Here is a 22398-nt window from a genome sequence, read left to right on the forward strand (position 1 = left end):
CGATCGGTGACGACTTGGGTCGCCCTCTGTGGGAGCGGGCTTGTCCCGCGATGGGGCCCATGCAGGTGTACACTCGCGCTCTGTCAACGCCCCTGAAGACAACTGCCGCGAAAAAATCCCGACAGACAGTTGGCGGTGGCCCTCGTAGACTGGCCCTTCAGCATCGAGCCCAGGATTCGAAGGGCTGCACCTATTCAAGGTGATCATTGTTATCACAAGGACCAGCATGAACCACCGCACCGCCCTCGGCGCCTTGCACATCGGCGCCCTTTTCTTTGGCCTCACTGGGGTCTTCGGCAAGCTGGCTACCAGCGCCAGCCCCACGATCATTGTCTTCGGCCGCGCCGCCTTCGCTGTTCTGGCGCTGGCGCTGTTCGCCGGCCTGGCACGCCAGGGCTGGCAGCGCCTACAGGCCCAGGACCTGCGCCGCCTGTTGCTCGGCGGCGTGTTGCTGGCCGGTCACTGGGTGACCTTCTTCATCGCCGTCAAGGTCGGCGGCGTGGCTATCGCCACCTTGGGTTTCGCCAGCTTCCCGGCGTTCACGGTGATCCTCGAGGGCCTGCTGTTCCGTGAGCGCATCCGCCGTAACGAAGCTGTGCTGGTGCTGCTGGTGAGCATCGGTCTGGTGCTGGTCACGCCCGCCTTCGACCTGGCCAGCGAGGCCACCGGCGGGCTGCTCTGGGCCTTGCTCTCCGGCCTGCTGTTCTCACTGCTGTCGCTGACCAACCGGGCCGGCTCCGGGCGCCTGCCGGCAGTGCAAGCCGCCCTGTGGCAGAACCTGGTGGTCGCGCTGTGCCTGCTGCCGGTGGCCGCGCCGGGGCTTGGCGAGGTGACACCCATGGACTGGCTGTGGATCGCCCTGCTGGGCATTTTCTGTACCGGCATCGCCCATAGTCTGTTCGTCGCCAGCCTGTCGGTGATCAAAGCGCGTACGGCAGCGGTGGTGTTCGGCATGGAGCCGGTCTATGGCATCGCCGTGGCCTGGGTGGTGTTCGCCGAAACGCCGACCCTGCGCATGCTGCTGGGCGGCGCGCTGATCATCTTCGCCATCGTGCTGTCCAGCCGCATGGCCGCCGAGCAGCCGCCCCGGCAGCGCCCCGTGGCCGAGGGCACCTGATCAGCGATCGTTGTGGCCAAGGTCGCGCCGTGGGTCGATCTGATCGCGAACCCGTTGCTTGAGCACCTTGGCCTCGGGGAAGCCGCCATCGGCCTTGCGCTCCCAGAGCTGCGTGCCGTCGCAGGTGATGCGGAACACCCCACCGGTACCCGGCTCCAGGGCCACGCGTCCCAGGTCGTCGGCAAAGGTGCTGAGCAGTTCCTGGGCCAGCCAGGCAGCCCGCAGCAGCCACTGGCACTGGGTGCAGTACGTGATGATGATTTCTGGCTTGGCCTGGGGCATGGCAGCGCGTCTCCTTCGGGAATGAGCCGCTTATACTAGCGGTCTTTGCCCACGGTTTTGAGACTCACGATGCGCCGCCTGCTGCTCTGCCTTTTACTGACGCTCACCTCCTTCGCCACCCTGGCCGCCGAGACGGCCAGGCCCAAGGTCGGCCTGGTGTTGTCCGGCGGCGCTGCCCGGGGCCTGGCCCATATCGGCGTGCTCAAGGCCCTGGAAGAACAAGGGGTGCACATCGATGCCATCGCCGGCACCAGCATGGGGGCGGTGGTCGGTGGGCTGTATGCCTCCGGCTACAGTGTCGAGGAATTGGAGAAACTCGCCACCACCCTCGACTGGCAACAGGCGCTCTCCGACGCCCCACCGCGCAAGGACGTCCCCTTCCGGCGCAAGCAGGACGACCGCGATTTCCTGGTCAAGCAGAAGCTGAGCTTTCGCGACGATGGCAGCCTTGGCCTGCCGCTGGGCGTGATCCAGGGCCAGAACCTGTCCTTGCTGCTGGAAAGCAAGCTGGCCCATACCGCCGACACCCGCGACTTCGACAAGCTGCCGATCCCCTTCCGCGCCGTAGCCACCGATATCGCCAGCGGCGAGAAGGTGGTGTTCCGCCGGGGCCACCTGCCCCAGGTGATCCGCGCCAGTATGTCGATCCCGGCGGTGTTCGCCCCGGTCGAGCTGGACGGCCGCCTGCTGGTGGACGGTGGCATGGTCGACAATATCCCGCTGGACGTTGCCCGAGACATGGGCGTGAACCTGGCCATCGTGGTCGACATCGGCAGCCCGCTGCGTGACCGCAAGCAACTGGCCACGGTGGTGGATGTCCTCAACCAGTCGATCACCCTGATGACCCGGCGCAATTCCGAGGAGCAACTGGCCAGCCTGCATCAGGACGACATCCTCATCCAACCGCCCCTGGCAGCCTTTGGCGTGACTGACTTTGGCCGTGCCCAGGACATGATCGACGCTGGCTACCGCGCCACCCGAGCCCTCGACACCCGCCTGGCCGGCTTGCACCATGCCGAGGGCGACAGCGGCCTGGCGGTGGCCCGCTCGCCGCGTCAGCGCCGGCCGGTGATCACCGCGATCAAGGTGGAGAACGACTCGAAGGTCAGTGATGACGTGATCCGCTACTACATCCGCCAACCCCTGGGCGAGCCGTTGGAGCTGGACCGCCTGCAGACCGACATGGGCACCCTCTATGGCCTGGACTACTTCGACCGGGTGCAGTACCGGGTGGTGCACAAGGGCGACGACAATACCCTGGTGATCAATGCCCGTGGCAAGCGCGGCGGCACCGACTACCTGCGCCTGGGCCTGAACCTGTCGGACGACATGCGCGGCGACAGCGCCTTCAACCTCGGCGCCAGCTACCGGGTCAACGGCATCAACCAGCTGGGCGCCGAATGGCTGACCCGCGCCCAGATCGGTGACCAACAGGAGCTCTACAGCGAGTTCTACCAGCCACTGGACGTAGGCTCGCGCTATTTCATCGCGCCCTACCTGGACCTCGGCTCGCAGAACATCGAGGCCACCCTGGACAACGACCCGGTGGCCGAATACCGCCTGGAGCGCTACGGCTTCGGCCTGAATCTGGGCCGGCAGATCGGCACCTATGGCGAAGTCCGCCTGGGTGTGGGCAAGGCGTGGGGTGAAGCCGAGGTACGCATCGGCGACCAGGACCTGCCCAAGGTCAGCTTCAATGAAGGTTTCTACGAGCTGAAGTATTCCTTCGACACGTTCGACAACGTGTACTTTCCCCACAGCGGCGAGGACATCGGCCTGACCCTACGCAAGTACGACAAGTCGCTGGACTCGGATCACGACTACCGCCAATGGCAGTTCAAGCTCGACAAGGCCTTCAGCAGCGGGCCCAACTCCTGGGTACTGGGCGGGCGCTACGGGCGCACGCTGGACGATACGGAAGTGGTGACGTCGAGCTTCGTATTCGGTGGTGCCCGACAGCTGTCGGGCTTTCGCCAGGACTCGGTCTCGGGTCAGAACATCAGCCTGATGCGCATGGTCTACTACCGCCGCCTGACACCGCGCGCCTACCTGCCCCTGGATTTCCCGCTCTATCTGGGCGGCTCGTTGGAGCGGGGTCGGGCGTGGAACAACGACAACGAGTTCGACAGTGGGTATATCAACGCGGCGAGCATCTTCCTGGGCCTGGAAACGCCGCTTGGGCCGCTGAATATCAGCTACGGGGCCAACAGCGAGCACCAAAAGGCGGTTTACCTGAATCTGGGCCATACCTTCTAAAGGTACAGGGGCCGCCTTGCGGCCCCCTGGATGGAAGACTCAGGACTTCTCGAGGTTGGCCAGAATCTTCGCATGCACTCGCATGCAGACTTCCAGGTCAGCCTCATCGACCCCGGTGAACAGCTCCTGACGCAAGGCATTGGCGATGGTCTCGATCTGGTCGATCAAGGGTTTGGCCGGTGGGCACAACACGATCTTCTTGGCCCGACGGTCTTCCATCACCGCCTGGCGCCGCACCAGGCCCTGGCTTTCCAGGCTATCGAGCAGGCGCGCCAGGGTCGGCCCTTCGACGCCCACGCTTTGCGCCAGTTCACGCTGGGTAGGCGCGTCGTCGAATCGGGCCAGGTGCAGCAGCACCAGCCAGCGGGCCTGGGACAGGTTGAGGCCGGCCAGGCGGCGGTCCAGTTCGGCGCGCCAGCCACGGGACATCTGTGCCAGCTGCATGCCGAAGCGGTGTTGGTTGTCGGTCAAGGGCATAAGTGACTCTATGAACAGAACTAATTATTAGTCAGCTAACCATGGCCCGCTCCAACAGGCAAGGCTGGTGGCCGCGGGAGTGTCCGGTAATCGTCAAAAAGCGTGACAAGGATCAGCTACAGCTCGAATTCGGCCGCCAACGCCGCACGCACGCAGTGCAGTACCCCCTCCGGTACGCGTTGACCGAGCAGTGCCGAGACCGTGGCCACCGGCGGCAGCTCGCCCTCGCCGTCGAGGAAGGCGTCCTGCACCTCCATCAGCAGCGCTTCCGGCAGGTCCAGCGCCTGCTCCAGGCTCAGCTCTTGGCGGCCGAGGGCCTCGGCCAACAGGCTGTAGACGTTCTTCTCGGTGCAATTGAGCTGGCCGGCGATCTGTGCCGGGGTCATGCCGGCACGGGCCAGGTTGACCAGTTCGTGGCGCAGGTCGAGCACCACCTTCGGCGCCTCCTCGCCAGACCCACCATTGAGCACATCGAGAAAGGCCTCGCCGTAGCGCTCCAGCTTGCGTGCCCCCACGCCACTGACCTGGGCCATCTCGCTGAGGCTGGTCGGCTGGCTGCGCAGCATTTCCAGCAGGGTCGAATCGGGGAAGATGACATAGGGCGGCACACTGTGTTCGGCGGCCAACTTGCGGCGCAGGGCGCGCAGGGCTTCCCACAGCTCGCGCTCCTCGGCACGCACCAGCTGGCTGGCCGGGCTGCCGCCGCCGGATGTCTTGGCCACGGTCTGGGGTTTGAGGTCGCGGCGAAGTTGCAGGTTCACCTCGCCGCGCAGCAACGGCCGGCAGTTGTCGGACAGGCGCAGGCCGCCGTAGCCTTCCAGGTCGATATCCACCAGGCCGCGCGCCACCAATTGGCGGAACAGCGAGCGCCACTCGTGCTCGCTCAACGCCTTGCCGACGCCGAAGACCGACAGTTTCTCGTGGCCGAAATTGCGCACCTTCTCGGTGTCCTTGCCCACCAGCACATCGACCAGATGGCCCACGCCATAGCGCTGGCCGGTGCGGTACACCGCCGACAAGGCCTGGCGCGCCGGCTCGGTCGCGTCCCAGGTCTGCACCTGGTCGACGCAGTTGTCGCAATGCCCGCACGGCTGCTCGAGCACTTCATCGAAATAGGCCAGCAGGGACTGGCGACGGCAGCGGGTTTCCTCGCACAGCGCCAGCATGGCATCGAGCTTGTGCTGCTCGATGCGCTTGTGGCGCTCGTCGCCCTCGGAGTTCTGCAGCATCTGCTTGAGCATCACCATGTCCTGCAGGCCATAGGCCATCCAGGCGTCGGACGGCAGGCCGTCACGGCCGGCACGGCCGGTTTCCTGGTAATAGGCCTCCATCGACTTGGGCAGGTCCAGGTGGGCGACGAAGCGTACGTTGGGCTTGTCGATGCCCATGCCGAAGGCAATGGTGGCAACCATGATCAGGCCTTCCTCGTTGAGGAAGCGGTGCTGGTTGGCCGAGCGCGTCTCGGCGGCAAGGCCGGCGTGGTACGGCAAGGCCGGGAACCCCTGTTCGCAGAGGAAGGCCGCGGTTTCGTCGACCTTCTTGCGCGACAGGCAATAGACGATGCCGGCGTTGCCCCGGCGCTCACCGAGGAACGCCATCAATTGCTTGCGCGGCGACTCCTTGGGCACGATGCGGTAGAAGATGTTCGGCCGGTCGAAACTCGACAGGAAGCGCTCGGCGCCCTGCAAGTGCAGGCGCTGGACGATCTCCTCGCGGGTGCGCATATCGGCGGTGGCGGTCAGGGCGATGCGCGGCACATGGGGGAACAGCTCGGCCAACTGGCCCAGTTGCAGGTATTCCGGCCGGAAGTCATGGCCCCATTGCGAGACGCAGTGGGCCTCGTCGATGGCGAACAAGGCGATGTCCAGGGTGCGCAGGAACTCCAGCATGCGCGGCTGCACCAGGCGCTCGGGGGCCAGGTAGAGCATCTTCACCTCGCCGCGGCGCAGGCGCCCGGCCAGCTCGCGCTGCTGCTCGGGGCTCAGGGTGGAGTTCAGCGCGGCGGCGGCCACGCCCAGCTCGTCGAGGGTGGCGACCTGGTCGTCCATCAACGCGATCAAGGGTGAGACCACCACCGCCAGGCCCGGGCGCAGCAGGGCCGGGACCTGGAAGCACAGCGACTTGCCGCCGCCGGTGGGCATCAGCACCAGGGCATCGCCGCCACTGGCCACGCATTCGATGATCGCTGCCTGGCGCCCCCGGAAACTGTCGTAGCCGAAGATGTCCTTGAGGACGCGCTGAGCCTGTTCGAGCATTGAAAACTCCAAAATCGCCATACCATCCTGGACACAGGCTGGACGAAAAATCCGCGGTGCACACTCACGAATGCGTAAGCGGCTTTTGCCGGAGGGCCGGGAAACAGCCCCCCTGGATGAAAAATCGCGGATTATACCCCAGTGCTCGGCCATGCAGGGGGCCTGGGCGCCTTCCTGCGACAGACGTTCCCTTTGCCCCCCAGCCGCCGCAAGGTGCTAGAATTCGTTATCGTTTATTCCCCAAGGTAGCCCTGTAATGTCCTTCGCCGAGCAACTGACCCGCCTGCAAGCCTTCCTCGACGCTGACGAGCTGCACGAAGAAGCGCTGGACTACGTCGCCGCCCACGGCTACCTGACCGCGCTGTCGATCTGCTCCGAGGACGTTCCCGAGCGCGAATGGATCGATGCCCTGTTCGCCGAAGAGCCCCATTACGCCAGCGAGGCCCAGCGCACCGAGATCGAGGCCACCTTGGTCGCGCTCAAGGCGCATATCGGCCGCCAGCTGGCCAGCGACGACGAGTTCGAGCTGCCCTGCGACCTGGACCTGGGCGACGAGCCGGACGACTCCGACCTGCGCGGTTGGTGCATCGGCTTCATGGAAGGCGTGTTCCTTCGTGAAGAGGCCTGGTTCGAGAACGCCGAGGAAGAAGTCAGCGAGATGCTCCTGCCGATCATGGTCGGCTCGGGCCTGTTCGACGAGCAGCCGGAGTTCGAAGACATCGCCAAGAACGCCAGCCTGCAGGACGACATGATCGTGCAGATCCCCGAGGCGCTGACCGCGCTGTTCCTGCTGCTGCACGCACCGGACGAGAAGCCTGCCCTGCTCAAGCCGCGCCACCATTAAGCCGGCCATGCGCTACCTGCTGCTGGCCATCGGCTGGCTCAGCGTCGCGCTGGGGGTGGTGGGGATCTTCCTCCCGGTGTTGCCCACCACCCCGTTCCTGCTGCTTGCGGCGGCGTGCTTCGCCCGTAGCTCGCCACGTTTTCACCACTGGCTGGTGAACCATCCCAAGCTCGGGCCCTGGATCCGCGACTACCTGAGCGGCCAGGGTATCCCGCTGCGGGGCAAGGTCTACGCCATCGGCCTGATGTGGGCCAGCATCGGGCTGTCGTGCTATCTGGTGCCACTGTTTTGGGCACGGGTTTTCATGCTGTCCAGCGCGGTACTGGTCAGTCTGTACATCCTCAAGCAGAAAACCCTGCACCGGCCCGGCTGAGCGTCACTCGCCAAGGGTCGAGGGTTCGGATTCCACTACCAGCAACAAGCAACCCTGGGGTGAACGCAGCCAGTGTTCGGAGCCGGGTGCATAGACCAGGCTGTCGCCGGCACGGAACAGCTGGCCATCGACGTCCATCACCTCTCCTTCCAGTACCTGCAGCAGCTCGACGGCCGCGTGGCGGTGCGGTATCGAACGGCTGCCAGGGGACATCTTCATCCAATAGGCCTGCCAGGGGCCGGCATCGGCCAGGGTTTTCCAGGACACGCCCGCCAGGCGCTGGCCACCCAGGAGCATGGGTTGCCAAAGGGCCTGGGCCGGGCTGTGGACTTCGCGCTGGGGCATCGGGCTGATTCCGAAGGGGGGCTTGAACCCAGTCTAGGAGACGACCGATAGCCCGGCGCCACAGGTGCGACCCGCGCATATGCCCAGGCGTCGCTCACCGCAGATCTCACATGATCGTTCGTCGCAGCAGGTTCGGTGCTTGTGGGATCCAGCGCCGCCCGCGCGGCGCTCGATATCCCAGGCACCCACCTCAGACCGTATCCACCTTCAACGAATGGTCATTGAGCATCCCATTGATGATGGTTGCCGTGTCCTGCCCTGCCGCGACCACCCCACCCGCACCTGCCGTCACACCGTAATGCTGCGCCAAGTCTACGCCGGCCAGGTCTATGGTCTGGGTTGGCGCGGCGCCGGCCACGCTGCTGACCTCGATGGTCGAGACCACATTGACACCGGAACCGGTGACCTTGAAGTGCAGGTAGTCATCCAGCGAGGCAGTGGTGCCGTTTTCGCCCTGGAGCAGTTGCGACAGGTCGAGATGATCGCTTCCTGGGGTGAACGCCAGCACAGTGTCGTGCCCCACTTCGCCCTTCTGCCAGACGAAGGTGTCGTTGCCAGTGCCACCGTTGAGCGTATCGTCGCCGAGCCCGCCAAGCAGCACATCGTTGCCTGCGCCGCCGCTCAGGGTGTCGTTGCCCAGCCCGCCGATCAGCAGGTTGTCGCCACCGTTGCCGGTCAAGGTGTCGTTGTAGTCCGAGCCGATCAGGTTCTCGATGCCGTTCAGGGTATCGGTGCCGGCACCGCCCGTGTTCTGGGCAGTGGCCAGGTTCAGGTTGACGGTCACACCGCCGGTGGCCGAGGCGTAGCTGGCCGTGTCGATGCCCGCACCGCCATCGAGCAGGTCGTTGCCCGGGCCGCCGATCAGCAAGTCATCGCCGTCACCGCCGTACAACAAGTCATCGCCACCGCCACCAACCAGCACGTCATGCCCCAGGCCGCCCTGCAGGGTGTCGTTGCCGGCACCGGCCAGCAGAGTGTTGTCGCCATCGGTGCCGGTGAGCACGCTGCCGTCCTGGTAGGTGATATCGACATTGCCGGTGGCCGTGCCGCCATGGCCGTCACTGGTGGTGTAGGTGCCGTTGTACACATCGTTCTGGGCGTTGCTGTAGTCGATGGTCATGGTCAGCTTGTAGAACTCGGCGCCCGAGCCGAGGGTGCTGTCGGGCACGTTGCGCACCTTGATGGTGTAGGTCCCGCTGTGGGTGGCCGTGAAGGAATGGCCGTCGGTGATGGGGCGGTAATCGCTCACGTCGTCCTTCCACAACATCTCGAGGTTGCCGGTCGGCACGTTGTGATCGAGGGTCAGGGTCTCGCCTTTTTTCAAGTGGACCGTCATGACATCCTGGTCATTGGCATTGCTGGCACCGACGCTCCGTACGAAGGCATCGACGATCAGCGCTGCGACCATGCTGTTGGCAGTGCCCCTGAAGGCGCTGCGCGGCAGGTCCTTGAAGCGGTTTGTGTCGCTCCCCCCCGTGCCATTGAAATCGACGACCGGGGTGCCGTTGCCGACGCTGAAGCCTTCGCCTTTCACGGAGAAATCGGTGTCGAAGGTGATCGGTGAGGCCGTGAGCTTGTCGTTATCCGCGTCGCTGTCGTTGGCCAGCAATACCTCGGCCGGGACGGTGATGCTGGCCCCGGTGATGTTGGTGATGATGTGGTCGGCCCCGGCCACCGGCGCGGTATTGGTGTAGATGTTCACCGTCAGGGTGGCACTGGCGAGATCGCCGTCGTTGTCACTGACGGTGAAGCCGAAGCTTTCTTGCTGGGTCACACCGGTATCCTTGGGCGGGGTGTAGATGAAGTCACCGGTGTCCATGTCCACCAGCAGCGTGCCGCCCAGGTTGGTCTTGATATTGAAGGTATTGGTAGCCGTATCGAAGGCGCCGTGGTCCGCACCGCCGCTGGCCGCGTAGGAACCGTCCCCACCATTGGCCTTCGGATCGTAGGTGTACGTGGTGCCATCAACCACCAGCGTCTTGATGAAACCGCCATCGGCCCCCAGCTCGCCGCCACTGAGCAGGCTGCCGGTGATCGGCGCGCCGAGCACCGTGCCGGACAGCACATTGCTCAGTTGGCTGAGGTCGGTTACCACCACTGCGTTGGTATCGGTGTGAGTGCTGCCATCGTAGGCCAGTGGGTTGAGGTTGCTCTCGTTCACGCCACTGCCGAGGCCAATGGCGTAGGATTTGATGCCATTGTCATCGAGGAACGTTTCCCAACTGGCTTCCCGGTCGGCGGTGATGCTGTGGCCGCTGGTCGGTTCGCCATCGGAGAAGAAGTACGAGATGTTCTGGGCACCGGCCAGCTTGCCACTGGCCACGAAGGCGTTCTTGGCGACATTGACAGCCGAATCGTAGTAGGTCGCGCCACCGGCGCTCAGGCCGTTGACGATGTTCTTGGCCTGGGTGAGCGATACCCACACCGAGGACTCCTGCGTTGCGCCATCGGAGAAGGTGACGATCTGCACCTTGATGTCGCCCATCTCGTCGTACTTGTCGAGCAAAGCGTTGATCGCCTGCTTGGCCAACTGCAGGCGGGTCAGGCCTGGTACGCCTGAGGCAAAGTCCATGCTGCCGGAGACATCGATCACCAACAGCAGGTTGGAGTCCACCTGGCCTGGGGAAACGGCGCGTTCGGCATCGACGGCCGAAGGCACGTCGTCGACGATGGTGATGTCGATACTGCCATTGGCGATGCTGCCGTCGGTGTCGGTCGCACTGACGGCGAGGCTTTCACTCAAGTTGTTGGTGCCGTTGGCGTCCGGATGGGTAGCATTGTCGGCCAGGGTATAGCTGTAGTTCACCACCCCGGTGCTGGGGTTGTAGCCGGTGATGGTCAGGGTGTTGCCAAGATCGGTCGTCACCGATTGCGGGAAGCCTGCCACCACACCGCCGCTGACCACGGTAATGCCGCCTACGGTCAGCGTTTGCAGACCATCCAGAGCCGTCACGGTGAAGCTGCCGCTCTGGGTGAGTTCGCCCGCGTCAGGGCTGGTGCCGTCGGCAAGATGCTTCTCGTAGACGATCAGTTCGCCATCGGTGATGTCCAGGCCTGTAAGGGTGACTGGGTTGTCGAGGTTGGTAACGTTCAACTCCAGCACAGCGGTGCGCACATCGCCATCGGCATCGGTCAGCGTATAGGTGAACTGCTCGATCCCGCTGCCACCGCCATGCAGGTTGAAGAAGTCCGGATCGCTGGCATTGAGCGTATAGGTGTACGAACCATCGGCCGACAGCACCAGGGTGCCGTAGGTGCCGACGAAGGTACCGGCCGTGATCGGGCCACTTGGGACGCGGTCGGCGCCCTGGGTGTCGTTGCCCAGCACATTGCCGGTCAGCGTGGTGTGCTGTTCGGTGGCGGTTTCGACGTTGCTGTCACCTACTGCTGTTGGCAGGTCGTCGATGATGTTCACATCGATGTTGCCGCTGGCTGTACTGCCATCGGTATCGGTCGCCGTGACCGTGAAGCTTTCGCCCAGGCTGTTGGCTTCGTTGGCGTTCGGGTGGGCTTCGTTGTCAGTCAGCGTGTAGCTGTAGCTCACCACGCCTGTGCTGGGGTTGTAGCCGGTGATGGTCAGGGTGTTGCCCAGCCCGGTCGTGACCGACTGCGGGAAGCCCGCGACCACGCCGCCGCTGACGACGGTGATGCCACCTACGGTCAGGGTTTGCAGGCCATCCAGGGCAGTGACCGTGAAGGAACCCGTCTGGGTCAGTTCCCCAGCATCAGGGCTGCTGCCATCGGCGAGATGTTTCTCGTAAACGGTCAGCTCACCGCCTTGCACACCCAGGCCGGTGAGCGTCACTGGATCGTTGAGGTTGGTGACGTTCAACTCCAGTACCGCGGTGCGCACATCGCCATCGGCATCGGTCAGCGTATAGGTGAACTGCTCGATCCCGCTGCCACCGCCATGCAGGTTGAAGAAGTCCGGGTCGCTGGTGTTGAGCGTGTAGGTGTACGAACCATTGGCCGACAGCACCAGGGTGCCGTAGGTACCGACGAAGGTACCGGCCGTGATCGGGCCACTTGGGACGCGGTCGGCGCCCTGGGTGTCGTTGCCCAGCACATTGCCGGTCAGCGTGGTGTGCTGCTCGGTGGCCGTTTCGACGTGGCTGTCGCCTACCGCTGTTGGCAGGTCGTCGATGATGTTCACATCGATGTTGCCGCTGGCTGTACTGCCATCGATATCGGTCGCCGTGACCGTGAAGCTTTCGCCCAGGCTGTTGGCTTCGTTGGCGTTCGGGTGGGCTTCGTTGTCAGTCAGCGTGTAGCTGTAGCTCACCACGCCAGTGCTGGTGTTGTAGCCGGTGATGGTCAGGGTATTGCCCAGCCCGGTCGTGACCGACTGCGGGAAGCCCGCGACCACGCCACCGCTGACAACGGTGATGCCGCCTACGGTCAGGGTTTGCAAGCCATCCAGGGCCGTGACGGTAAAGGTACCGGTTTGGGTCAAGGCTGGCGTATCCGGTGCACTGCCGTCGGCCAGGTTTTTTTCGTAAACAGTCAGCTCACCGCCATTGACGCCCAGGCCATCCAGGGTCACCGAGTCATTGAGGTTGGTGACGTTCAACTCCAGCACAGCGGTGCGCACATCGCCGTCGGCATCGGTCAGCGTGTAGGTGAACTGCTCGATCCCGCTGCCACCGCCGTGCAAGTTGAAGAAGTCCGGGTCACTGGTGTTGAGCGTGTAGGTGTACGAACCATTGGCCGACAGCACCAGGGTACCGTAGGTGCCGACAAAGGTACCAGCCGTGATCGGACCGGAAGGTACGCGGTCGGCGCCCTGGGTGTCGTTGCCCAGCACATTGCCGGTGAGTGTGGTGTGCTGCTCGGTGGCCGTTTCGACGTTGCTGTCACCTACGGCAGTCGGCAGGTCGTCGATGATGTTCACATCGATGTTGCCGGTGGCTGTGCTGCCGTCGGTATCGGTCGCCGTGACCGTGAAGCTTTCGCTCAGGCTGTTGGCTTCGTTGCCATTTGGATGAGCTTCGTTGTCAGTCAGCATGTAGCTGTAGCTCACCACGCCAGTGCTGGCGTTGTAGCCGGTGATGGTCAGGGTGTTGCCCAGCCCGGTCGTGACCGACTGCGGGAAGCCTGCCACCACACCGCCGCTGACCACGGTGATGCCGCCTACGGTCAGGGTTTGCAGACCATCCAGGGCCGTCACGGTGAAGCTACCGCTCTGGGTGAGTTCCCCCGCATCAGGGCTGCTACCGTCGGCGAGATGTTTCTCGTAAACGGTCAGCTCACCGCCTTGCACACCCAGGCCGGTGAGCGTCACTGGATCGTTGAGGTTGGTGACGTTCAGCTCCAGTACCGCGGTGCGCACATCGCCGTCGGCATCGGTCAGCGTATAGGTGAACTGCTCGATCCCGCTGCCACCGCCATGCAGGTTGAAGAAGTCCGGGTCACTGGTATTGAGCGTGTAGGTGTAGGAACCATTGGCCGACAGCACCAGGGTGCCGTAGGTGCCGACAAAGGTACCGGCCGTGATCGGGCCGGACGGCACACGGTCCGCACCCTGCACGTCGTTGGCCAATACGTTGCCCGTCAGCGTCAGCTGGTTTTCAGTGGCCATCGTGGCATTGGTATCGCCAACCGCCGTGGGCACATCATCTACGATGCTGACATCGATGTTGCCGCTGGCTGTGCTGCCATCGGTATCGGTCGCTGTGACCGTGAAGCTTTCGCTCAGGCTGTTGGCTTCGTTGCCATTTGGATGAGCTTCGTTGTCAGTCAGCGTGTAGCTGTAGCTCACCACGCCTGTGCTGGGGTTGTAGCCGGTGATGGTCAGGGTGTTGCCCAGCCCGGTCGTGACCGACTGCGGGAAGCCCGCGACCACGCCGCCGCTGACGACGGTGATGCCACCTACGGTCAGGGTTTGCAGGCCATCCAGGGCAGTGACCGTGAAGGAACCCGTCTGGGTCAGTTCCCCAGCATCAGGGCTGCTGCCATCGGCGAGATGTTTCTCGTAAACGGTCAGTTCACCGCCTTGCACACCCAGGCCCGTGAGCGTCACTGGATCGTTGAGGTTGGTGACGTTCAGCTCCAGTACCGCGGTGCGCACATCGCCATCGGCATCGGTCAGCGTATAGGTGAACTGCTCGATCCCGCTGCCACCGCCGTGCAGGTTGAAGAAGTCCGGGTCGCTGGTATTGAGCGTGTAGGTGTACGAACCATTGGCCGATAGCACCAGGGTGCCGTAGGTGCCGACAAAAGTACCGGCCGTGATCGGGCCACCAGGCACACGGTCCGCACCCTGCACGTCGTTGGCCAATACGTTGCCCGTCAGCGCCAGCTGGTTTTCAGTGGCCGTCGTGGCATTGGTATCGCCAACCGCCGTGGGCACATCATCTACGATGCTGACATCGAGGTTGCCCGTGGCGCTGCTGCCGTCGGTATCGGTCGCAACGACCGTGAAGCTCTCTCCAAGGCTGTTGGTTTCATTGCCATCCGGGTGCGCCTCGTTGTCGACGAGGGTATAGCTGTAGCTCACCACGCCGGTACTGGCGTTGTAGCCGGTGATGGTCAGGGTGTTGCCCAACGGTGTGGTGATCGACTGCGGGAAACCTGCCGCCACGCCACCGCTGATCACGCTGATGCCGCCTACGGTCAGACTCTGCAAGCCGTCAGGTGCGGTGATGGTGAACGAACCGCCTTGCGTCAGCGCACCGGCGTCAGGGCTGCTTCCATCGCCAAGGTGCCGTTCCTGGACGACCAGCTCGCCACCGTTCACACCAAGGCCATCAAGAGAGACCGAGTCGTTGAGGTTGGCGACATTCAACTGCAATGTGGCCGTACTGAGATCGCCATCGGCATCGGTGAGGGTGTAGATAAATTGTTCTACAGCGCTGCCACCGCCGTGCAGGTTGAAGAAGTCCGGGTCGCTGGTGTTCAGCGTATAGGTGTAGGAACCATCGGCCGAGAGCACCAGGGTGCCATAGGTGCCGACGAAGGTGCCGGCCGTGATCGGGCCGCCAGGCACACGATCTGCGCCCTGCACGTCGTTGCCCAAGACATTGCCGGTCAGGGTGGTGTGCTGCTCGGTGGCCGTGGTCGCATTGCTGTCCGGCGCAGCGGACGGCACATCGTCGACGATATTGACCTGGATGCCCCCCGAAGCGCTGCTGCCATCGGTATCGGTCGCGACGACCGTGAAACGCTCGCCCAGGCTGTTGGCACCATTGGCGTTAGGATGGGCTTCGTTATCGGTGAGCGTGTAGGTGTAGCTCACAACGCCTGTACTGGGGTTGTAACCCGTAATGGTCAGCGTATTACCCAGCGCCGTGGTCAGCGACTGCGGGAAACCCGCGGTCACGCCATCACTGACCACGGCGATGCCACCCACGGTCAGGCTTTGCAGGCCATCGGGCGCGGCCACGGTGAAGCTGCCGCCTTGGGTCAGTGCGCCAGCGTCCGGGCTGCTGCCATCGCCCAGGTTGCGCTCGTGGACGGTGAGTTCGCCGCCACTCACATCCAGCCCCCCCAAAGTGACCGGATCATCGAGGTTGGTGACGTTGAGCACCAGCGTTGCCGTGCTGGCATCGCCGTCCGCATCGGTCAGGGTGTAGGTGAACTGCTCCACCCCTGTGCCACCGCCATGCAGCTGGGTGAAATCCGGGTCGCTGCTGTTGAGCGTATAGGTGTAGGAACCATCGGCCTTCAGCACCAGGGTGCCGTAGGTCCCGACGAACGTACCCGGCGTGATCGGCCCCTGCGGCATGCGATCGGCGCCTTGTATATCGTTGGCCAGCACAGTGCCGGTGAGCACCTGCTGGCTTTCGCTGGCACTGGCCAGGTTACCGTCGTCCACGGCCCGCGGCACATCGTCGACGATGCGAACATCCAGGCTGCCGCTGGCCACATCGCCATCGACATCGCTGGCCTGCACGGTGAACTGCTCCGCCAATGCATTGGCCCCAGCAGCCGAAGGATGTCCCTGGGTGCCCACCAAGGTATAGCTGTAGCTGACCGTGCCGGTGGCCGGGTCGTAGCCGGTGATGGTCAACACATTGCCCAGCCCGGTGGTCAGCGATTGGCCTACCCCGGTCACAACGCCGCCGGTGACGACATTGATACCGCCGACATTGAGGTTGAACACACCGTCCGGGGCCAACACGGTGAACGTCCCAGCCTGGGTCAACAAGCCAATATTGCTGGCCGACCCTTCGGGCAAGTTGGCCTCGTTCAGGGTCAATTCGCCGCCGGCCACGTCCAGCCCCTGCAGGCTCACCGGGTTGTTCACAACCGGGGGCACAACCGGGGGCACGTCGTCGTCGAAACGGATGTCGCCGACATCGAGGTCTGCGAACTCAGGGATACCGTTGAACCCGGCCGTGGGGAAACCGATCACCGGGTCCACACGGCCGGCCACTTCACTGAGCAACACGAAACTGTGCCCTCCGCCCAATGCCCCGGGCGCGCTGCCGCTGTTGGGCCCGGCTGCGGTCGCTTCGGCTTCCTGGGTCGGGTCGGCGCCGGCGGCGATCGCCTTTTGCAGGCGCTCCACGTCGCTGAGCTGGGCCTGGGAGGGTGTCATCGCTTCGGGGGTGTGCACATGGCCTGCATGGTTGGCCAGTAACTGTGGCGTCAACGCCAGGCTGCTGTCGCGCCCCAAGGTCAGTTCGGCACCGTTGTTCAGGCGCACGGCCACGGCCCCGGCAGCGCCGGTTTCCAGCTGCTCCCCGGCAAACACGCGGTCGCCTTCGACCAACAGGCGGCGGGTGCCGTCGCTACCGACCGCAAACACCTGACCGACAATCTTGCTGACCACACCGAGTGATTTAGCCATGAATCCACGCCTCCATTGCTGCCGACGGGTTCCTGCAACCGAGGCCTGTAACGGAAGGTGCGGATCGGCCTGCCAGGCGCGTGATTCCACAGCGAATCACAACCGTTGCCCGACGCTCGACGAGGAAGGCGGCAAAACGAGATGGCCACATGACATATGTCAATAAACTGTCGCCAAATATCATTTTGCCTGTATCCCTTCGCGACTCCCCTGCCCTAAGCTGCAAGAAAAACGGGAACTTTTCTGAGATGCCCGAAAAACAACGCGTAGCGCTGATTCAGCGGACGACTTTGAATAGAACAATGTCGGGTATTTCTTAGACCGCATAAGTTTTTTTTCGCATAACTCTTATGAAGAAATCTTCTTAGCTCGGTCAGTAAATGTTCTTAGCTGTGTTGTTACAAACCTGAAACGGTTTGACCCTCATTTTTCGTCATTTTTTTGGCGATTGCGGGACCTTTTCAAGATCAGGGAGATGTACCCCATGCGCGTCCTAACCCCCATCACCAGTGCAATCCTGTTGGCCATGGCATGTACCAACGCTCAGGCGATGTCGATCACCGAAGCCGTCCAGAATGCCGTGGACCAGCACCCGGAGATCAGCGCCAGCCGTAACAGCCGGCTGTCGGCCGACGAGGATGTGAAGTTCGCGCGCGGGGGCTACTACCCGACCGTCGACCTGGTCGCAGGTTACGGTCGGCAACGCTCGGACAACACCAATACCCGCGGCTTCAATGCCGACGGCTCGCGCAACCACAACAAGGAAACCCTGACCTACACCCAGTCGGAGCTGCGCCTGCGGCAGATGCTGTTCGATGGCTTCAATACCGCCAACGAAGTGGGCCGTACCGAAGCGGTGGCCAACTCACGCGCCTACTACACCCAGGCCACGGCCGAAACCGTGGCCCTGCGCGCCATCGAGGTGTACCTGGAAGTGCTCAAGCGCCGCGAACTGGTGACCCTGGCCAAGAACAACCTGCAGGCCCACCTGCGCGTCAACGACCAGATCGGCCTGCGCAGCGAGCGCGGCGTGGGCAGCACCGCCGACCTGGACCAGTCCCGCGCCCGTCGTGCCCTGGCCGAGAACAACCTGGACACCGCAGAAGTCGACCTGGCCGACGCCGAGGCCAACTTCTACAGCGTGGTCGGGCGCATGCCCGACGAGCTGGAAACCCCCGTGACCATCAAGGGTGAAGTGCCTACCACCTTGGAGCAGGCACGCCAGGGCATGCTGGAGAACAACCCCTACCTGAAATCGGCCCAGGCCGACGTGAATGCGGCCGAGCAGCAGTACGAAGTGGCCAAGTCGCCCTTCTACCCTCGCCTGGACGCAGTACTGGCCACCGGCGCGAACAACAACACCGCCGGCCAGCGCGGCCACGACAACAATGACTGGCAGGCCGGCGTGGAGCTGAACTACAACCTGTTCCGCGGCGGCAGCGACAAGGCACGCCTGCAGTCCGACGCGCACAAGATCAACCAGGCCATGGACATCCGCAACAATGCCCTGCGCGAGCTCAACGAGAACCTGAGCCTGGCCTGGAACGCCATGAACAACGCACGCAAGCAGACCCCGACCGCCCGCGAATACGCCGAGACCACCCAGCGGGTACGCGCGGCCTACCAGGACCAATTCGGCCTTGGCCAGCGCACCCTGCTCGACCTGCTCGACAGCGAGAACGAGCTGTACAACGCCAACCGCCGCTACACCGAGGTGCGCTACACCGAGGAGTTCTCGATGTACCGGGTGCTGGCGAACATGGGCGAGCTGTTGAGCAAGCAACGTGTCTCGTTGCCACCGGAAGCCATTGCCAAGAGCGAAGTACGCAACGAAGCCCGGTTGCCTGACATGCGGTAGCGTTCGCACGCGCCAGGCTGTTCGTCCGGAACGGATTCCTCCCCCTGTGGCAGGAGTAGGCCATCGTGACCAGTATGCAAAGCGCGCAACCGCGCCTGGATGTTGATGATCCGTTGCTCGATGGCCTGCTGATCCTGTGCAGGTTGCATGGCTGCCCGGCCAGCCGTGCCGGCCTGTGCAGCGGTCTGCCCCTGGCCAACCAGCGCCTGCCCCTGGCGCTGTTGCCCCGCGCCGCCGCGCGTGCGGGCTTGCAGGCCAGGGTGCTGCAGCGCGACCTGGCCGCCATTTCAGCGCTCAACCTGCCGGTGCTGCTGCTGTTGAATGACGGCCGCAGCACGGTATTGCAGCGCTGGGGCGAGGATGGCCGGGCATTGCTGTTGCCCTGCGAGGCCGATGGCGGTGAACAATGGGTCGAACGCGACGCGCTGGAACACGCCTATGCCGGCCAGGCGCTGTTCGCCCGCCCACGGCATACCCTGGAAAACCTGCGCACGCCGCTGATGCCGCGGGTCGATGCCTGGTTTCGCGACACGCTCAGGCATTCACGCTGGCTATACGGCGACGCCCTGCTGGCGAGCCTGCTGATCAACCTGTTGGGGCTGATGGTGCCGCTGTTCGTCATGCAGACCTACGACCGGGTGGTGCCCAACCAGGCCCTTTCCACGCTCTGGGTCCTGGTGGGCGGGTTGTTCGTCGGCACGGCGTTCGAACTGGTGCTGCGCATGGTGCGTGCCCACCTGCTGGACCAGGCCGGCAAGAAGACCGACCTGATCCTCTCGGCGACCCTCTTCGAACGCATCACCGGCATGGCCATGAAAGCGCGGCCAGCCACCATCGGCGGCTTCGCCCAGAGCATCCATGACTTCCAGGGCCTGCGTGAATTCCTCACCGCGGTGACCCTGACCAGCATCATCGACCTGCCGTTCGTGGTGCTGATGCTGCTGGTGATCGGCCTGATCGGCGGCTGGCTGGTGCTGATCCCACTGGTGGCCTTCCCGCTCGCCGTGGGCTTCGCCCTGCTCATCCAGGCGCGCCTGCGCGACACGGTGCAGAAAAGCCTGAGCCTGGGCTCGGTACGCCAGGCCCTGCTGATCGAGACCCTGGGGGGGCTTGAAACCCTCAAGGCCTGCGGTGCCGAGAGCGAGCGTCAATACCAGTGGGAACACACCAACGGCGCCATCGCCCGCCTCGACGTCCATGCCCGCAACCTGTCGTCCCTGGCCAGCAACGGTACGCTGTTCATCCAGCAATTCTGCGGTATGGCCACCATCGTCGCCGGGGTCTACAGCATCATCGCCGGCAACCTCAGCGTCGGGGCCCTGGTCGCCAGCTACATGCTCGGCAGCCGCGTGCTGGCGCCCCTGGGCCAGATCGCCGGGCTGATCACCCGCTATCAGCAGGCCCAGCTGACCATGCGCAGCACCGATGCGCTGATGGCCCTGCCCCAGGAACGCCAGGCCGAGCACCAGACGCTGGAACACACCACGCTGCAGGGTGGCCTGGCGTTCAACCATGTCAACTTCCGCTACCCAGGGCAGAGCGCCCTGGCCCTACAGGACGTGCGGCTGAGCATCCAGCCAGGCGAACGCATCGGCATCATCGGCCGTAGCGGCTCGGGCAAGAGCACCCTTGCCCGCCTGCTGATGGGCTTTCACCATCCGGACGAAGGCCAGGTGTTGCTCGACAACCTGGACCTGCGCCAGCTGGACATCGCCGACCTGCGCAGCCAGATGGGCTATGTGGCCCACGACCTGCCGCTCTTGGCGGGCAGCCTGCGCGACAACCTCACCCTCGGCGCACGTCACGTGAGCGATGCGCGCATGCTGGAGGTGGCCGAACTGACCGGCGTCAGCGAGCTGGCGCGCCTGCACCCGATGGGCTTCGACCGCCCGGTGGGCGAACGGGGCCAGCTGCTGTCCGGCGGCCAGCGCCAGGCCGTGCTGCTGGCCCGCGCCTTGCTGCTGGAGCCGCCGATCCTGATCCTCGACGAGCCCACCAGCCACATGGACAACAGCAGCGAGGAGCAATTGCGCCAACGCCTGCTGGCCTGGGTGCCAGGCAAGACCGTGCTGCTGGTCACCCACCGCACGTCCATGCTCAGCCTGGTGGACCGCCTACTGGTGCTGGACAACGGCAAGATCGTTGCCGACGGGCCGAAGGATGCGGTCATAGACGCCCTGCGCAAGGGCCGCATCGGCGCAGCCCTCTAGGAGGCTCCCATGGCAATCGGGCACCGTGTACGCAGCTACGTCCAGAGCGCCGGCAAGAGCGCCGAGCGCGACTACATGCCGGAGCTGGCCGGCGCGACCTTGCAGGACGCCCCGCGCCTGTCTCGCCTGACGGTGTGGCTGGCCGCCGCGTTGCTGCTGGTGGCCTTGGCCTGGGCCAAGTTCGCGGTGATCGACGAGGTCACCGTGGGCGAAGGCAAGGCCATCCCCTCGAGCAAGGTGCAGGTGGTGCAGAACCTGGAAGGCGGCATCGTCACCGAGATCTTCGTACGCGAGGGGCAGATGGTCGACAAGGGCGCGACGCTGCTGCGCCTGGACGATACGCGGTTCCTGTCCAACAAGGGTGAGAGCGAGGCTGATCGCTACGCCCTGACCGCGCAGGTCGAACGCTTGTCGGCCGAAGCCGAGGGGCACCCGCTGGTGCTGTCGGACGAAGTCCGCGCCAAGGCTCCGCAAGTGGCCGAAGACGAGGTCGCCTTGTACGAATCGCGCCAGCGTCGCTTGGCCAGCGAGAAACAGACCCTGAACGAGCAACTGCGGCAGAAGACCCAGGAACTGGCCGAGTTCCGCTCCAAGGTCGAGCAGTATCGTTCGGCACTGGGGCTGTTGCAGCAGGAGCTGAACATGTCGACGCCGCTGGTGGGCACCGGGGCGATTTCGCCGGTGGAGATCCTGCGCCTGAAGCAGCGCACGGTGGAAGCGCGCGGCCAGCTCAACGCGACAAGCCTGGCGATACCACGGGCGGAGGCGGCAGTGGCGGAGATCAAGAGCAAGATCCAGGAGTCCGACGCGACCTTCCGCTCCGAGGCGGCCAAGGAGCTCAACGACAAGCGCACGGAGCTGTCGAAGATCACCGCCTCGAGCATCGCCATCGACGACCGGGTCAACCGCACCACGGTGGTGTCGCCGGTGCGAGGGATCGTCAAGTTGCTGAAGGTCAACACCATCGGTGGGGTGGTCCAGCCGGGCAGCGACCTAGTGGAGATCGTGCCGATCGAGGACAACCTGCTGATCGAGGCCAAAGTCCGCCCGCAGGATGTGGCGTTCCTGCATCCGGGACAGACGGCGATGGTCAAGGTTACGGCGTACGACTACACGATCTATGGAGGGCTCAAGGGCACGCTCGAATTGATCGGCGCGGATACGGTGACCGATGACAAGGGGAATGCGTTCTACCTGATTCAGGTGAGGACCGAGAAGAACCACCTCGGCGGGGACAAGAAGCCTTTGTTGATCATTCCGGGGATGGTGGCGACAGTGGATATCATCACGGGGCAGAAGAGTGTGTTGGATTATCTGTTGAAGCCGGTGCTCAAGGCGCGGACGGAGGCGCTTCGGGAGCGGTGAGGGGGCTTGGGCTTGGGCTTGGGCTTGGGCTTGGGCTTGGGCTTGGGCTTGGGCTTGGGCTTGGGCTTGGGCTTTTAGATTGTGACAACATTCGTTTTGGGTGGTGGCGCCACTGGGAGGGTGTCAGAAATTTTGTGTTCGGGCATAACATGAGTAAGAGGTGCATGTATGCCAACCAAAAAGAAACCCCTGCGTGACCTGCCTAAAATCCCCAAAGAGCTGCTG

The 22398-nt window shown here is 64.1% G+C and carries 12 protein-coding genes; 7 read left to right on the top strand and 5 right to left on the bottom strand.

The genetic code is table 11. The features are described from left to right. Positions 1 to 226 precede the first annotated feature (226 nt). Positions 227 to 1117: a DMT family transporter gene (locus ACNFCI_RS09165; protein WP_084858316.1), complete on the top strand. Its 891-nt coding sequence runs from the start codon at positions 227 to 229 to the stop codon at positions 1115 to 1117. Here ACNFCI_RS09165 and ACNFCI_RS09170 read toward each other — a convergent pair whose 3' ends face one another. Next, a complete protein-coding gene (locus ACNFCI_RS09170) occupies positions 1118 to 1399 on the bottom strand; it encodes a SelT/SelW/SelH family protein (RefSeq protein ID WP_084858317.1) in 282 nt (93 codons plus the stop codon). A 69-nt stretch (positions 1400 to 1468) separates the two neighbouring features. Here ACNFCI_RS09170 and ACNFCI_RS09175 point away from each other — a divergent pair, with 69 nt between their 5' ends. Next, entirely contained in the window at positions 1469 to 3655 is a 2187-nt protein-coding gene (locus ACNFCI_RS09175) for a patatin-like phospholipase family protein (RefSeq protein WP_368830169.1), read from the top strand. Between the two features lie 39 nt (positions 3656 to 3694). Here ACNFCI_RS09175 and ACNFCI_RS09180 read toward each other — a convergent pair whose 3' ends face one another. Both ACNFCI_RS09180 and recQ read right to left on the bottom strand, forming a co-directional pair. Beyond that, entirely contained in the window at positions 3695 to 4132 is a 438-nt protein-coding gene (locus ACNFCI_RS09180) for a MarR family transcriptional regulator (protein ID WP_084858319.1), read from the bottom strand. A 116-nt stretch (positions 4133 to 4248) separates the two neighbouring features. After that, entirely contained in the window at positions 4249 to 6387 is a 2139-nt protein-coding gene (gene recQ, locus ACNFCI_RS09185; RefSeq protein ID WP_368830170.1) for a DNA helicase RecQ, read from the bottom strand. A 256-nt stretch (positions 6388 to 6643) separates the two neighbouring features. Here recQ and ACNFCI_RS09190 point away from each other — a divergent pair, with 256 nt between their 5' ends. Beyond that, a complete protein-coding gene (locus tag ACNFCI_RS09190) occupies positions 6644 to 7231 on the top strand; it encodes a YecA family protein (protein ID WP_368830171.1) in 588 nt (195 codons plus the stop codon). A 7-nt stretch (positions 7232 to 7238) separates the two neighbouring features. Continuing rightward, positions 7239 to 7604, top strand: a complete 366-nt coding sequence (locus ACNFCI_RS09195; RefSeq protein ID WP_084858322.1) for a YbaN family protein — start codon at positions 7239 to 7241, stop codon at positions 7602 to 7604. A 3-nt stretch (positions 7605 to 7607) separates the two neighbouring features. Here the strand turns inward: ACNFCI_RS09195 and ACNFCI_RS09200 are convergent, their stop codons facing one another. Together ACNFCI_RS09200 and ACNFCI_RS09205 are read right to left on the bottom strand one after the other, a co-directional pair. Continuing rightward, positions 7608 to 7949 carry a cupin domain-containing protein gene (locus ACNFCI_RS09200; RefSeq protein WP_368830172.1) on the bottom strand — a complete coding sequence of 114 codons (342 nt, stop codon included), beginning with the start codon at positions 7947 to 7949 and terminating at the stop codon, positions 7608 to 7610. A gap of 190 nt (positions 7950 to 8139) precedes the next feature. After that, positions 8140 to 16740 carry a retention module-containing protein gene (locus ACNFCI_RS09205; RefSeq protein ID WP_416767852.1) on the bottom strand — a complete coding sequence of 2867 codons (8601 nt, stop codon included), beginning with the start codon at positions 16738 to 16740 and terminating at the stop codon, positions 8140 to 8142. A gap of 484 nt (positions 16741 to 17224) precedes the next feature. Between ACNFCI_RS09205 and ACNFCI_RS09210 the strand changes: the two genes are divergently transcribed. The 3 genes from ACNFCI_RS09210 (at position 17225) to ACNFCI_RS09220 (ending at position 22173) form a co-directional block, all read left to right on the top strand. After that, a complete protein-coding gene (locus ACNFCI_RS09210) occupies positions 17225 to 18598 on the top strand; it encodes a TolC family outer membrane protein (RefSeq protein ID WP_084857438.1) in 1374 nt (457 codons plus the stop codon). Between the two features lie 74 nt (positions 18599 to 18672). Further along, complete coding sequence (locus ACNFCI_RS09215; RefSeq protein WP_416767855.1) at positions 18673 to 20808, top strand: type I secretion system permease/ATPase; 2136 nt, start codon at positions 18673 to 18675, stop codon at positions 20806 to 20808. A gap of 9 nt (positions 20809 to 20817) precedes the next feature. Continuing rightward, entirely contained in the window at positions 20818 to 22173 is a 1356-nt protein-coding gene (locus tag ACNFCI_RS09220; RefSeq protein ID WP_416767853.1) for an HlyD family type I secretion periplasmic adaptor subunit, read from the top strand. Positions 22174 to 22398 lie beyond the last annotated feature (225 nt).

The organism is Pseudomonas sp. NY15356 (genome assembly GCF_048068175.1).
Taxonomy (GTDB): Bacteria; Pseudomonadota; Gammaproteobacteria; order Pseudomonadales; family Pseudomonadaceae; genus Aquipseudomonas; species Aquipseudomonas putida_K.

What these genes read in the sequence shown, in the direction of transcription:
- ACNFCI_RS09165 (WP_084858316.1), top strand. Translation starts at nt 227, where the DNA reads ATGAACCACCGCACCGCCCTCGGCGCCTTGCACATCGGCGCCCTTTTC.
- ACNFCI_RS09170 (WP_084858317.1), bottom strand. Translation starts at nt 1,399, where the DNA reads ATGCCCCAGGCCAAGCCAGAAATCATCATCACGTACTGCACCCAGTGC.
- ACNFCI_RS09175 (WP_368830169.1), top strand. Translation starts at nt 1,469, where the DNA reads ATGCGCCGCCTGCTGCTCTGCCTTTTACTGACGCTCACCTCCTTCGCC.
- ACNFCI_RS09180 (WP_084858319.1), bottom strand. Translation starts at nt 4,132, where the DNA reads ATGCCCTTGACCGACAACCAACACCGCTTCGGCATGCAGCTGGCACAG.
- recQ (WP_368830170.1), bottom strand. Translation starts at nt 6,387, where the DNA reads ATGCTCGAACAGGCTCAGCGCGTCCTCAAGGACATCTTCGGCTACGAC.
- ACNFCI_RS09190 (WP_368830171.1), top strand. Translation starts at nt 6,644, where the DNA reads ATGTCCTTCGCCGAGCAACTGACCCGCCTGCAAGCCTTCCTCGACGCT.
- ACNFCI_RS09195 (WP_084858322.1), top strand. Translation starts at nt 7,239, where the DNA reads ATGCGCTACCTGCTGCTGGCCATCGGCTGGCTCAGCGTCGCGCTGGGG.
- ACNFCI_RS09200 (WP_368830172.1), bottom strand. Translation starts at nt 7,949, where the DNA reads ATGCCCCAGCGCGAAGTCCACAGCCCGGCCCAGGCCCTTTGGCAACCC.
- ACNFCI_RS09205 (WP_416767852.1), bottom strand. Translation starts at nt 16,740, where the DNA reads ATGGCTAAATCACTCGGTGTGGTCAGCAAGATTGTCGGTCAGGTGTTT.
- ACNFCI_RS09210 (WP_084857438.1), top strand. Translation starts at nt 17,225, where the DNA reads ATGCGCGTCCTAACCCCCATCACCAGTGCAATCCTGTTGGCCATGGCA.
- ACNFCI_RS09215 (WP_416767855.1), top strand. Translation starts at nt 18,673, where the DNA reads ATGCAAAGCGCGCAACCGCGCCTGGATGTTGATGATCCGTTGCTCGAT.
- ACNFCI_RS09220 (WP_416767853.1), top strand. Translation starts at nt 20,818, where the DNA reads ATGGCAATCGGGCACCGTGTACGCAGCTACGTCCAGAGCGCCGGCAAG.